Source organism: Actinophytocola oryzae (assembly GCF_004364325.1).
Classification (GTDB): Bacteria; Actinomycetota; Actinomycetes; order Mycobacteriales; family Pseudonocardiaceae; genus Actinophytocola; species Actinophytocola oryzae.
In genome coordinates, this window is record NZ_SOCP01000002.1 from 236,090 (window position 1) to 251,143 (window position 15,054).

The 15,054-nt window shown below is 73.8% G+C and carries 2 protein-coding genes; both read left to right on the forward strand.

The window, feature by feature from the left end:
- Window positions 1–11: 11 nt before the first annotated feature.
- Complete coding sequence (locus CLV71_RS04945; RefSeq protein ID WP_133901402.1) at window positions 12–6,476, forward strand: type I polyketide synthase; 6,465 nt, start codon at window positions 12–14, stop codon at window positions 6,474–6,476.
- A 35-nt stretch (window positions 6,477–6,511) separates the two neighbouring features.
- Complete coding sequence (locus CLV71_RS04950; protein WP_133901403.1) at window positions 6,512–15,049, forward strand: type I polyketide synthase; 8,538 nt, start codon at window positions 6,512–6,514, stop codon at window positions 15,047–15,049.
- Window positions 15,050–15,054 lie beyond the last annotated feature (5 nt).

Here is a 15,054-nt window from a genome sequence, read left to right on the forward strand (position 1 = left end):
AGTTGACACCAGTGGCCACCGAAGAGAAGTACCTCGACTACCTCAAGCGAGCCGCCGCCGACCTGCGCGAAGCCCGCCGCCAGCTGCGTGAGGCGGAGCGCAAGGACTTCGAGCCGATCGCCATCGTGGGCATGGCCTGCCGGTTCCCGGGGCAGGTGTACTCGCCGGAGGACCTCTGGCGGCTGGTCTCCGACGGTGAGCAGGGGATCGTCGACTTCCCCGACAACCGCGGCTGGGACCTCGAGAACCTGTACGACCCCGATCCGGAGAAGTTCGGCACGTCCTACGTCCGGCGTGGCGGTTTCCTCTACGACGCCGCCGACTTCGACGCGGAGTTCTTCGGGATCTCACCGCGTGAGGCACGCGCGATGAGCCCGCAGCAGCGGTTGGTGCTCGAGACGTCCTGGGAGGCGGTCGAACGGGCGGGCATCGACCCGAACTCGTTGCGGGGCAGCCGAACCGGCGTCTACGCCGGCGTGCTGTCCAGCGACTACGGCATCGGGGCGGAGCAGACGCCCGAGGAGCTGGAGGGACTGCTGAGCACCGGTGCGATCGCCAGCGTGGTCTCCGGCCGGGTGTCCTACTTCCTCGGGTTGGAGGGGCCGGCGATCACCGCCGACACGGCGTGCTCGTCCTCGCTGGTGACCCTGCACCTCGCCGTGCAGGCGCTGCGGCGGGGCGAGTGCACGCTCGCCCTGACCGGTGGCGTGACGGTGATCTCCCGGCCTGACTCGTTCGTCGAGTTCTCGCGGCAGCGCGGGCTGGCACCCGACGGTGTGTGCAAGTCCTTCTCCTCGGGAGCCGACGGCGCCGTGTGGTCGGAGGGCGCCGGTGTGCTCGTGCTGGAGCGGCTGGTCGACGCGCAACGCCAGGGGCACCGGGTCCTCGCGGTGATCAGGGGAACCGCCGTGAACCAGGACGGTGCTTCGAACGGGTTGGCGGCGCCGAGCGGTCCCGCGCAGCAGCGGGTGATCCGTGCGGCACTGGCGAACGCCGGTCTGTCCACGAAGGACGTCGACGTCGTCGAGGCGCACGGCACGGGCACCCCACTGGGTGATCCGATCGAGGCGCAGGCGATTCTCGCCACCTACGGACAGGAGCGGTCGGAAGGTCGGCCGTTGTGGCTCGGTTCGGTGAAGTCCAACATCGGGCACACACAGGCGGCCGCCGGCGTGGCGGGCGTCATCAAGATGGTGTTGGCGCTGCGGCACGGCGTGCTGCCCAGGACGTTGAACGTGCAGGAGCCGACGCCGAAGGTGGACTGGACCGCGGGTTCGGTCGAACTGCTGACCGAGGCGCGGGAATGGCCCGCGTCCGACCAGCCGCGCAGGGCAGGCGTGTCGTCGTTCGGCATCAGCGGCACCAACGCGCACGTGATCATCGAGGAGGCCCCGCCGGTCGAGCCCGCGGCGGCCGCGCCGGTCGGACCGGAACCGGCCGTGGTCCCGTGGCTGCTCTCCGCGCGGTCCGACACCGCGCTGCGTGCGCAGGCGGCGCGGCTGTTGACAGCGGTCACCGAGGACACGGACGCACGTGCGGTCGACGTGGGCCTGTCCCTCGCGACCACTCGGGCACGGCTCGACCACCGCGCGGTGGTCACGGCGGGGGACCGGGACGGCTTCCTGCGTGGCCTGGCCGCACTGGCGGCCGGCGAGCCCGCGACGGAACTGGTGCAGGGGCGCGCCATCGGCAAGCGGAGCCGGGTCGTGCTGGTGTTCCCCGGCCAGGGCGCGCAGTGGGTCGGGATGGCGGCGACGTTGTTGGCGTCGTCTCCGGTGTTCGCCTCGGCGATGTCCGGGTGTGTTGCCGCGCTCGAGCCGCTTGTCGACTGGGCGGTGTGGCCGGTCCTGCGTGGTGAGCCCGACGCCGAGTCGTTGCAGCGGGTTGACGTCGTGCAGCCCGTGTCGTGGGCGGTCATGGTGTCGCTCGCCGCGCTGTGGCGGTCCTTCGGTGTCGAGCCCGTTGCCGTGGTCGGGCACTCGCAGGGTGAGATCGCCGCGGCCGTCGTCGCCGGTGCGTTGAGCGTCGAGGACGGGGCTCGGGTCGTCGCGTTGCGGAGTAAGGCGATCACGGCGCTCGCGGGGCTCGGCGGGATGGTGTCGGTACCGAGGACCGTCGCCGACGTCGAGGAGCTGATCGGCCGCTGGGCAGGCGACGTCGGGGTGGCCGCGGTCAACGGGCCGTCGTCGGTGATCGTGTCCGGCGGGGTCGCCGCGCTCGACGAGCTGCTCGCCGAGTGCGAGGAGCGGGGCATCAGGGCCAAGCGGATCCCCGTGGACTACGCGTCGCACTCCCACCACGTGGAGCGCATCGCCGAGGAGATCCTGGCGAACCTCGCCGACATCACGCCGGTCACGGCGCCGGTCACCTTCTACTCCACGGTGTCCGGCGGGGTCATCGACACGGCCGAGCTGACCGCCGACTACTGGTACCGCAACCTGCGTGGCACGGTCCGCTTCGCCGAGACCGTCGAAACCCTGCTGGCCGACGGGTTCCAGCACTTCGTCGAGGTCAGCGCCCACCCCGTGGTGTCCGTCGCGATCCAGGACACCATCGAGCGCGCGGAGGTCGACGCGGCCGTGGTCGGCACCCTGCGCCGGGACGACGGCGGCCTGGACCGCTTCCTGTCCTCGGTGGGCCAGGCCCACTGCCAAGGCGTCGCGGTGGACTGGGCGAACCTGTTCGCCGGTGCCCGGGTGGTCGACCTGCCCACGTACGCGTTCCAGCGCGACTCCTACTGGTACGCCCCCACCAGGGGCATGGTGGACGCGGCCGGGCTCGGGCAGACCGCGCTCGGCCACCCGCTGCTCAGCGCCGTCGTGACGTTGCCGGACGGCGGGGGAGCGGTGCTCACCGGCCGGCTGTCCCGCGCCACCCACGCCTGGCTGGTCGACCACGCGGTCGAGGGCACCGTCCTGCTGCCCGGCACCGCGCTGGTGGAGCTGGCCCTGCGGGCCGGTGACCAGGTCGGCTACGGGCACCTGGAGGAGCTGCTGCTGTCCGCGCCGCTTCTCCTGCCCGCGCAGGGTGGGGTGCACGTCCAGGTGGTCGTCGGCCCGCTCGACGGCGACCGCCGCCCGGTGGCGATCCACAGCCGTGACGAGGCCGCGCCGCCGGAGACGCCGTGGACCCAGCACGCCGCCGGTGCGGTCGGCCCGGAACGGCCCGCGGAGGACGCCGGCCTCGCCATCTGGCCGCCGATCGGCGCCGAACCCGTTGACCTCGACGGCTTCTACGACTCACTCGCCGCGGCCGGGTTCGGCTACGGCCCCACCTTCCAGGGGCTCGTGCGGGCGTGGCGGCGTGACGCCGAGATCTTCGCCGAGGTCGCCCTGCCCGAGTCGGCCGCGGGCGACGCCGTCCACTTCGGACTGCACCCGGCGCTGCTCGACGCCGCACTGCACGGCATGCTCGCCGGCCGCGACGACGTCGAGGTGCGGTTGCCGTTCAGCTGGGCGGGGGTCGGGCTGCACGCGACCGGCGCGACGACCGTGCGGGTGCGGCTCACCCCGACCGGCCCCAGCTCGATGTCGGTCCACCTGGCCGACCCGGCCGGGACGCCGGTGGCCACCGTCACGACGCTGACCACCCGGCCGCTGGCGGCAGGTGCGCTGACCGCACAGTCCAACGCCACCGGCCGGCAGTCGCTGTTCGGTCTGGAGTGGACACCCGTCGCGGCGGAGCAGGCCGGGTCCGGCTCGGTCGCGGTGCTCGGTGCCGACACCCTGGGGCTTGCCGCCGAGTCCTTCGTGGACCTCGCGGCACTCGCCGGTTCCGGCGCCGAACCCCACCTGGTGGTGCACCAGGTGTCGGTCGACGCCGGCACGCCGAGCGTGGCCGTGCGCACGGTCACCGAGTCGGTGCTCGGCCTGGTCCAGGCGTGGCTCGCCGAGGACCGGCTGCCCGCCGACGCGAAGCTGGTGTTCGTCACCCGGGACGCGGTGGCGACCGGTCGCGACCACGACGTGGACCTCGTGCAGGCCGCCGTGTGGGGTCTGGTGCGGACCGCGCAGTCCGAGCACCCGGACCGGTTCGTCCTGCTTGACCTCGACGGCGACGCGAACAGCGTGGCCGCGGCACCGGCCGCGCTCGCGACCGGCGAGCCCCAGCTCGCGATCCGCGCGGGCGAGTCGTTCGCGATCCGGCTCACGAGGGCCGGTGCGGACGGCGAGCTGGTGCCCCCGGTCGGCGCGTCGGCGTGGCGGTTGGACAGCCGCGACAAGGGCACGCTCGAACGGCTCGAGTTCGTCGCCTGCCCGCAGGTGCTGGAACCGTTGGCAGAAGGCGAGGTCCGGCTCCGCGTGCGTGCCGCCGGGTTGAACTTCCGCGACCCGCTGATCGCGCTCGGCGTGATCGAGGGCCCCGAGGTGCAGCGCGGCGAGGGCGCGGGCGTGGTGCTCGCGGTCGGGCCGGGCGTCACGGGTCTCGCACCCGGCGACGACGTCTTCGGCTTCATCGGCGGGTCCTTCGGCCCGATCGCCGTGACCGACCACCGCATCCTGCGGCGCATGCCGCGCGGCTGGTCCTACCGGCAGTCGGCGTCGGTGCCGATCACCTACCTGACCGCCTACCACGGGCTGAAGGAGCTGGCCGGGGTCGGCGAGGGCGACAAGGTGCTGATCCACGCCGCCGCCGGTGGCGTCGGCATGGCCGCGGTGCAGCTGGCCCGCTCGCTGGGTGCCGAGGTGTTCGCCACGGCGAGCCCCGGCAAGTGGGACACCCTGCGCGCCATGGGTTTCGACGACGACCACATCGCGTCCTCGCGCACGCTGGAGTTCGAGGAGCGGTTCCTCGCGGCGACCGGCGGCACGGGTGTCGACGTCGTGCTGGACTCGCTGTCCGGCGAGTTCGTGGACGCCTCACTGCGGCTCCTGCCAAGGGGCGGGCGGTTCATCGAGATCGGCAAGACCGACATCCGCGACGCGGACGAGGTCGCCGCCGCGCACCCCGGCGTGGTCTACCGGGCGTTCGACCTGATCGAGCCGGGCCCCGAGCGGCTCGGCGACATGCTCGACGAGCTGGTCGCGCTGTTCGAGAGCGGCGTGCTGGAGCTGGCGCCGATCACCGACTGGCAGCTCACCCGCGCGATCGACGCGTTCCGCTTCCTCAGCCAGGCCAAGCAGGTCGGCAAGATCGTGCTGAACCTGCCGCGTCCGCTCGACCCGGACGGCACCGTGCTCATCACGGGCGGCACGGGTGCGCTCGGCGCGGCACTGGCCAGGCACCTCGTGACCACGCACGGGACGCGGCACCTGGTGCTGACCAGCCGCAGGGGCCTGGCGGCCGACGGGGCCGCCGAGCTGCGCGACGAGCTGGTCGAACTGGGGGCGGAGGTCACGGTCGCCGCGTGCGACACGGCCGACCGGGACGCCGTGGCCGCGCTCCTCGCCGGCCTGGAGACCCCCCTGACCGGCGTCGTGCACGCCGCCGGTGTGCTCGACGACGCGACGATCGAGGGACTCACGCCGAAACACCTCGACACGGTGCTGCGGCCGAAGCTGGACGCGGCGCTGAACCTGCACGAGCTGACCAGGGACATGGACCTGGCCATGTTCGTCCTGTTCTCGTCCGCCGCGGGCATCATCGGCGCCCCGGGACAGGCGAACTACGCCGCGGCCAACGCGGCGGTCGACGCGCTCGCGCAGCACCGGCGTGCGGCCGGACTGCCTGCCACGGCACTCGCCTGGGGCCTGTGGGAGCAGGCCAGCGGCATGACGGGTCACCTCGACGATGCGGACCTGGCAAGGCTGCGGCGAGCCGGGACGCTGCCACTGTCCACTGAGGAGGGCATGGCGCTGTTCGACACCGCGACCGGGCTGGACCGGGCCGTGGTGGTGCCGATGAAGATGGACGTCGGCGCGTTGCAGGCGGAGGGCAGGCCGCTGCCGCCGCTGCTCCAGGGTCTGGTCCGGGTGCGGCGCACGGCGCAGTCCGCCGACCCGGCGCAGGCGTCCGCGCTGCGTGCCCGCCTCGCGGGCATGTCCGCGGCCGAACAGGACCGGACACTGCTGGAACTGGTCAACGCCAACGTGGCCGCGGTGCTGGGCCACACCGGCACCGACGCCATCACCCGCCACCGGGCGTTCACCGAGCTGGGCTTCGACTCGCTCACCGCGGTCGAGCTGCGCAACCGGCTGAACGCGGCGACCGGGCTGCGGCTGACGGCCACGCTCGTCTTCGACTACCCGACGCCCGGCGCACTCGCCAAACAGCTGGGCTCGGAGCTGGTCGAGGACGGCGCGGAGGCCGGACAGTCCAGAGTGGACGCCCTGCTCGGCGAGCTGGACCGGGTGGCGACCGCGGCGCTGGCCGCGGCGGTGGACGGACAGGCCCACGGGTTGGTGGTCGCACGGTTGCGGTCGCTGCTCGCCGGCGCGACCGACGACAACGAAGACGGTGCACAGGACGTGCAGGCGAAGCTCGCGTCGTCGACCGACGACGAGCTCTTCGACTTCATCGAGAACCTCGGGGTGTAGGCCGGCATGGGCTACAAGGACGAAATGAGCGGATCGTGAGCGACCCTGTTGACCAGGCCGACAAGCTGCGGGGCTACCTGACGCGCGTGACCGGTGAGCTGCACCGCACCCGCCAGCGGCTGCGTGACCTGGAAGAGCGTGAGAACGAGCCGATCGCGATCGTGGCGGCCGCGTGCCGGTACCCGGGCGGCATCTCCTCGCCCGAGGACCTGTGGCGGCTGGTCGACGAGGGCGGGAACGTGCTCTCCGGGCTCCCGGCCGACCGCGGCTGGGACGTCGAGGGGTTGTACGACCCGGACCCGGACAAGCTCGGCAAGTCCTATGTGCGCCACGGGGCGTTCATGGACAACGCGTCGCACTTCGACGCCGAGTTCTTCGGGATCTCGCCGCGTGAGGCGCTGGCCATGGACCCGCAGCAGCGGCTGCTGCTCGAGGTGACCTGGGAGGTGTGCGAGCGGGCCGGGATCGACCCGACCTCGTTGCGCGGCAGCAGGACCGGCGTCTACGTCGGCGTGATCCCCCAGGGCTACGGCAACGGGCGGGACGGCAAGGACGAGGTCGAGGGCTTCGTCGCCACCGGCACCTCCGCCAGCGTCGCGTCCGGCCGGCTGTCCTATGTGCTCGGTCTGGAAGGCCCGGCGGTCACCGTCGACACGGCCTGCTCGTCCTCGCTCGTCGCGCTGCACCTCGCGGCGCAGGCACTGCGCTCGGGCGAGTGCGACCTGGCCATCGCGGGCGGCACCACGATCATGGCCACCCCGGCCGTGTTCGTGGAGTTCTCGCGGCAGCGCGGGCTCGCGCCGGACGGGCTGTGCAAGGCGTTCGCCGAGTCCGCCGACGGCTTCGGCTGGTCGGAGGGCGCCGGCGTGCTCGCGGTCGAGCGGCTCTCCGACGCGCGGCGACTGGGGCACAGGGTCCTCGCGGTGATGCGGGGTTCCGCGGTGAACCAGGACGGCGCGTCGAACGGCCTGACCGCGCCCAACGGTCCCTCGCAGCAGCGGGTGATCCGGGCCGCGCTCGCGAACGCCGGGCTGGTCGCGGGCGACGTCGACGTCGTCGAGGCGCACGGCACCGGCACCACGCTCGGCGACCCGATCGAGGCGCAGGCGATCCTCGCCACCTACGGCCAGAACCGGCCTGCCGAGCACCCGCTGTGGCTCGGCTCGGTCAAGACGAACATCGGGCACGCACAGGGCGCCGCGGGCGTCGCGGGCCTGATCAAGATCCTCGGGGCCATGGAGCACGGCGTCCTGCCCAAGACCCTGCACGTGAACGAGCCGACGCCGCAGGTCGACTGGAGCAGCGGCGCGGTGGAGCTGCTGACCGAGGCACGGGAGTGGCCGGTCGACGGGCACCCGCGCCGTGCGGGCATCTCCTCGTTCGGCATCAGCGGCACCAACGCGCACGTCATCCTCGAGCAGGACACGGCGCCGCAAACCGAGGACGCGGAAGGCGTCGTGCCCTCGGTGGTGCCGTGGACGATCTCCGCGCGTACCGCGAAGGCACTGCGGGCGCAGGCAGAGCGGCTGCGGGCACACCTCGTCGCGGACCCGGCGCTGCGGCCGGTCGACGTGGGGCTCTCCCTCGCCACCACCCGTGCCGGGCTGGAGTACCGCGCGGTCGTCACCGGTTCGGACCTGTCCGACTTCCTGCCCGCGCTGGACGCGCTCGCCACGAAGTCGGCGGCGGTCAACCTCATCCAGGGCGTCGGCCTCAGCCAGCCGTCGGTCGCACTCGCGTTCCCGGACGTGGCTTTTCCGGCGCCCGGGCGCCTGTCGGAGATCCCGGCGTTCGCCACGGCCTACGCCGAGGTGCTCGCGGAGCTGGGCGGGAAGTCGGTTCCGTCGTTCGCCACCGGTGTCGCGCTGGCGAAGCTGCTGGCGGCGCTGAACGTTCTCCCGGAGTACGTGGCCGGGGACGGCGTCGGCGCGGTCGTGGCGGCACACGTCGCGGGCGTGTGGTCGCTCGCCGACGCCGCCGCGGTGGCCGCCGCGCTCGTCGGTGGTGACCTGGAGACCGTGCTCGGCTCGGTGTCCTACCACGACCCGGCCATCTCGATCGTCCCGGACGCCGACGGCAAACCGGTGTCGGCCGCGCAGTCCCGCGACGCGGGGTACTGGCTGGCGCGCCTGACCGCGACCGGTCCGTCCGGCGGCCAGGAATGGCTTGCCGGCCACGACATCCCGACCGCCACGCTGGACGCGGCGGCCGTCGACCTCGACGCGCTCGTCGCGATCGTGGCCGGGTTGGCGGTGCGGGGCGTGCCGGTGACGTGGGGCCCCTACTTCGCCGGTAGTGGCGCGAGCTGGGTCGAGCTGCCCACCTACGCCTTCCAGCGCCGCTCGTTCTGGTTGGCGAGCGGTGAGGTGGAACTCCCCGCACCCGCCTGCGCGGTCGGCCTGCCGCCCGCGGTCACGGTCGAGCGGACCGTCGAGACCGAGGCGGACGACTGGCGTTACCGCGAGACCTGGGCGCCGATCACCGGCACGCCCGCCACCCCCGTCGCGGGCTGGTGGCTGGTGGCGATCCCGGAGCGGCAGGCCGGGCACGCGTGGGTGGCCGGCGCGATCCGGGCACTGACGGGCCGCGGTGTCGACGTCCGGCAGGTCGTCGTGGCCGACGCCGACGCGGACCGGGCGATCCTGACCCGCTCGGTCACCACGGTGCTGGCGGGCGGTCCCGCACCGAGTGGCGTGCTGTCGCTGCTGGCGCTGGACGAGGCCGCACACGACGTGCACGCCTCGGTGCCCGGTGGCCTGCTGAGCACCTTCGCGCTGGTGCAGGCACTCGGCGACGCGGGCGTGAACTCCCCGCTGTGGTGCGCGACCCGGGGCGCGGTGTCCGTCGGTGACGACGACCCCGTGACCTCGCCCGCGCAGACCGCGGTGTGGGGCTTCGGCCGCGTGGTCGGCCTGGAGCACCCGCAGCGGTGGGGCGGTCTGGTCGACCTGCCCGACACCGTCGCGGAGGACGGCGTTGCGAAGCTCGCCGACGTGCTCGGCGCGATCGCGGGCGAGGACCAGGTCGCGCTCCGCGTGGACGGCGTGTTCGGCAGGCGGCTGACACACGCGGCCGACGACCCGTACGACGCCGCGTGGACACCTCGCGGCACCGTGCTGATCACCGGCGGCACCGGCGGGATCGGTGCCCGCGCTGCCCGCTGGCTCGCGGGTGCCGGCGCCGAGCACCTGGTGCTGGCGTCACGCAGCGGCCAGAACGCACCCGGAGTGGCGGAGCTGACCCAGGAGTTGGCCGAGACCGGCACCCGGGTGAGCGTGGTCGCCTGCGACTTCACCGACCGGGACGCGGTGACGGCACTGGTGGAGGGGCTGCGCGCGGACGGCGAGCAGATCCGCGCGGTGCTCCACGCGGCCGGTGTGCTGCAGGTCGGCCCGCTGGCGGAGACCACGGTCGACGAGCTGGCGGACGTCATGGCCGCCAAGGCCGCGGGCGCCGCGCACCTCAGCGAGCTGTTCGAGGTGGACGACCTCGACGCGTTCGTGTTGTTCTCGTCGATCTCGGCCGTCTGGGGCAGCGGGACGCAGGCGGTCTACGCCGCGGCCAACGCCTACCTCGACGGCCTCGCCCGACAGCGCAGGGCGGCAGGCTTCACGGCGACCTCGGTGGCCTGGGGCATGTGGGGCGAGATCGGCATGGCCGCGTCGGACGAGGCCAGCGCGCAGCTGCGTGACCTCGGCCTGGTGCCGATGGCGCCGGAGACCGGCATCGTCGCGCTGCGGCGGGCACTCGACCGGGACGACACGTGCGTGACCGTCGCCGACGTGACGTGGGACCGGTTCGCGCCGCGCTTCACCGCGTTCCGGCGCAGTCCGCTGATCGGCGACCTGCCGGAGGTCCGTGCGCTGGCACCGGCCCCGGCTCCGGCCGCGCCCGTCATCGCGGCCACCGCGCTCGCCGAGGAACTCGCCCCGCTGTCGGTGGTCGAACAGGAGCAGGCGCTGCTCGCCCTGGTGCGCGAGAAGACCGCCGCGGTGCTCGGCCGTGAGGACGACGATGACGACGAGGGCATCGAGCCGGGCCGGGCGTTCAAGGACCTCGGGTTCTTCTCGCTCACCGCGGTCGAGCTGCGCAACCGGCTCGCGACCGCGACCGGGCTGGACCTCGCGCCCACGCTGATCTTCGACCACCCGACGCCGCTGGCGCTCGCCGACTTCCTGCGGGCCGAGCTGATGGGTGCCCGCAAGGAGCAGACGGCCGTCGCGCCGGTCCTCACGGTGGCGGCCGACGAGCCGATCGCGGTGGTCGGTCTCGGCTGCCGGTTCCCCGGCGGCGCCAACGACCCGCAGCTGTACTGGACCAAGCTGCTCGACGGCCTCGACGGTGTGCGCGAGGTGCCGTCGGACCGCTGGGACGCCTCGGCCTACTACGACGAGGACCGTGCCGCCGCAGGCAAGGCGTACACGCGGCACGGCGGCTTCCTCGACGACATCGCCGGCTGGGACGCCGCGTTCTTCGGGCTGTCCCCGCAGGAGGCGCTGCGGCTCGACCCGCAGCACCGCCTGGTGATGGACCTGGTGTGGGAGGCGCTGGAGGACGCGGGCATCGCGCCGGACGGGCTGCGCGGCAGCCGCACCGGCATGTTCCTCGGGCTGGTCGACGCCGGGCAGTACGTGCGGCGGCAGACCGAGGCCGAGGGCGCTACCCCGATCGACGACCCGTACCTGGGCCTCGGCAGCTCGCCGAGCGCCGCGGCCGGACGCGTGGCCTACCACCTCGACCTGCGCGGGCCCTGCTTCACCGTGGACACCGCCTGCTCGTCGTCGCTGGTGGCCACCCACCTCGCGGTGCAGAGCCTGCGGCGCGGCGAGTGCGACCTCGCGATCGTCGCGGGCAGCTCCACGATCACCCACCCGGACCTGTTCGTGCAGGCCTGCAAGATGGGCATGCTCGCGGAGAACGGCCAGTGCAAGACCTTCGACGCGGCGGCGGACGGCTTCGTCATCGGTGAGGGCGCCGGCGTGCTCATCCTGCAGCGGGCCGGTGACGCCGCCACGAACGGGCGCCGCCAGCACGCCGTCATCCGCGGCTCGGCCATCACTCAGGACGGCCAGAGCAACGGCCTGACCGCGCCCAACCGGGTCGCCCAGCTCGCGGTCGTGCGGACCGCGCTGGCCGACGCCGGGCTCGTGCCGGACGACATCGGCTACGTCGAGGCGCACGGTTCCGGCACCGAACTCGGCGACACCATCGAGTTCAGCGCGCTGCGGGAGGTCTTCGGCGCCCGCCCGGCCGAGCACCCGCTCGTGGTCGGCGCGGTGAAGAGCAACATCGGCCACCTGCTCGCCGCGGCGGGCATGGCCGGGCTGATCAAGGCGATCCTGTCGGTCAAGAACGGCGAGGTGCCGACGAACCTGCACATGGGTGAGCCGAACTCCGTGGTGACGGTGGACGGGCCGGTGCGCCCGGCGATCGGGCGCCAGCCGTTCCCGGCCGCCGCCGCGGGCGGGCCGAACCGGGCGGGTGTCAGCTCGTTCGGCTGGTCCGGCACCAACGCGCACGTGATCGTCGAGCGCGCGGAGGAGGCACCGGCACCGGCCGTGTCCCGGCCGTGGCAGGCACTCACGATCTCCGCCGCCGGCACGGCGGCGCTGCGCCAGACCGCCGCGCGGCTCGCCGAGCACCTGGCGGACAACCCGGCGCTCGAACTGGCGGACGTCGCCTACACCACCCAGACCGGCCGCGCGTCGCTGCCGCTGCGCGCGACGGTCGTCGGCCGCGACGCCGCCGACACCCTGGACCGGTTGCGTGCCCTCGCCGCCGGACTGGCGGACGGCACCTCGGCCGGTACCGAGACGCCGTCGACCAGCCAGCGCGTCGGGTACCTGCTGCCGGGCACCGACGAGGTGTGGCCGGGAGCGGTCGAGGAGCTGTACCGCGCGGAGTCCGCGTTCGCCGCCGCCATCGACGACTGCGTGACCGCCGCCGGTGACCTCGGTGTCGACCTGTGGGCGGAGCTGAACGGCGGCCGGTCCGCGCTCGGGGCGTTCGCCGTCGAGTACGCGCTGGTCGCGCTGCTCGGCTCGTGGGGACTGACCCCTGCGGCCGTGCTCGGGCACGGGACCGGCGAGTACGTGGCCGCCTGCGTGGCCGGGGTGTTCGACCTGGCAGGAGCGCTCCGCCTGGTCGGCCTCGACGCGACACGCGGCGTCGACGAGGTGGCCGGGGAGATCGCGACGCTGTCGCGGACCGGCCCCCGCGTCCCCGTGCTCACGCCGTCCGGCGAGCTGCTCAGCGAGGTCCAGGCGGTCAGCCCGTTCTACTGGGCCGAGCGCCGCTGCCGGCCGACCGCGCTCACCGGCGACAAGCCGGGTGGGGACGCACTGCGCCAGCTCGCGCGGCAGGCGGGCGTGCTCGTCGAGGCCGGTCCGGGGCAGGCACTGGCCGACCTGGCCGGTGAGCACACCGAGCTGCCCGCCGTGCCGGTCATGCCGGCGCGGGACGCCGAGGCGGCCCGCCCGGCCTGGCTGGCCGCGATCGGACGGCTCTGGGAGCTGGGCACGACCGTGGACTGGACGGCGGGTCACCCCGACCTGCGCAGGCCCGTGACGCTGCCGACCTACCCGTTCCAGCGGACCCGGTTCTGGCCCGAGGTCAGGGAGAGGCAGGAGAAGCAGGAGGCGCGGCCGGTCGCCACACGGGGCATCCGGCACCACACGCCGACCTGGCGGCGGCACGACGCGCTCGCCGCGTCCGCGCCTGCCGGGCAGCTGCTGGTGTTCGCCCCCGAGGGCGTCTTCGGCACACGGCTGGTCGCGCAGGCCGCCGCCGCGGGCCACGACGCCGTGCTCGTCCAGCCGGGCACCACGTACGCCCGGCAGGACGGCGTGTTCACGATCGACGTCACCAAGCCCGCGCACTACCTGCGGCTGCTGGAGGAGGCGGTCACCGACGGCGGTGCGCTGCGCGTGGTGCACGCGTTCGGCACGCACGGTGGCGCCTGGGACCTGGAAGCCGCGCTGGACAACGGTTTCTACAGCCTGCTGTGGCTCGCGCAGGCACTGGGCCGCGCCCTGGCCAACCGGGACGTCGAGCTGGTGGCCGCGGTCGCGGACACGTTCGACGTGCTCGGCGGCGACGCGACCAACCCGGTGCCCGCCACCGTCGCGGGCGTGTGCCGGTCGATCGCCACCGAGTACCCGAAGGTCCGGGTCCGGTGCGTCGACCTGGTGTCCGGTGTGGACGCCGGGGACCTGGCGGGCCAGGTGCTGCGGGAGGTCGACCTGCTGGCCGCGGCCGAGCCGGGCGCGGACGAGGTCGTCGCCTGGCGGCGTGGCCGCCGCTGGGTGCGGACGTTCGAGGAGACCACGCTGCCCCCCGCCGAGGAGGAGCAGGTCTGGCGGCGCGGTGGCACCTACGTCATCACGGGCGGCACCGGTGGGCTCGGGCTGATCATGGCGCGGCGGCTCGCCCCGCTCGGCGTGCGGCTGGCCCTCGTCGGCCGGACCGAGCTGCCCGAGGAAGCCGGGTGGGACGAGTGGCTCGCGGGCCACGACCCGGACGAGAAGGTCAGCGCGATCCTGCTGGCCGTCCGCCAGCTGCGGGCGGCGGGCGCCGAGGTGGCCACGTTCGCGGCGGACGTCAGCGACACGGACGCGGTCAAGCGCGTGCTGCACGCCGTGCGCGAGAAGTTCGGCAGGGTGCACGGCGTGGTCCACGCCGCGGGTGTGCCCGGCGCGGGCCTGCTCGCCGCGAAGGCCAAGGACGACGCGGCCGCCGTGCTCGCCCCGAAGGTCGGCGGCACGCTCGCGATCGCCGAGGCACTGCGCGACGACCCGCCGGAGCTGTTCGCGCTGTACTCGTCGTCGGCCGCCAGCATCGGTGGCTTCGGTGAGGCCGACTACTGCGCGGCCAACGCCTTCCTCGACGCGTTCGCCGCGTCGTCGACCGGGCACGTCGCGGACAAGGTCGTCTCGGTCGCCTGGGGTGCCTGGCAGTTCGACGCCTGGCAGTCCGTGACCCTGGCGGGGAACCCGGCGCTGGAGATGGTCCGCCAGTACCGCGACGAGTTCGGCATCACCGAGGAAGAAGGCCCCGACACCCTCACGAGGGTCCTGGCGGCCGGTACCCCACAGGTGCTCGTGCTGACCAAGCCGCTCGCGGACGTCGTCGCGGACCTCGCGGCACTGACCAACCCCGACGGCGAGCTGGCCGCACCGACCGCCGGCGGGCAGCGTTTCCCGAGGCCGGACCTGCGCACCCCGTACCTCGCGCCACGCACGAAGGTGGAGCGGCGCGTGGCGGAGGTGTGGCAGGACAGCCTCGGCATCGAGCAGGTCGGGGTGCACGACCCGTTCTTCGAGCTCGGCGGCACCTCCCTGGCAGGCATCACCGTGGTGAACCGCCTGTCCAAGGAGTTCGGCGTCGAGCTGGCCGCGGCCTCGCTGTTCGAGCGGCCGACGGTCGCCCAGTTCTCCGAGCTACTCGCGGTACCCGACAACGACGACACAACGGCGCCCCCGCCGTCGCAAGTGGACAACAGTGCCGCGCGTGGGGAGCGCCGCAGAGCACGAACCGGGGCCGCCGCGGTGCGCGCCAGGAAAGCCCGAAGGTGAGGAAT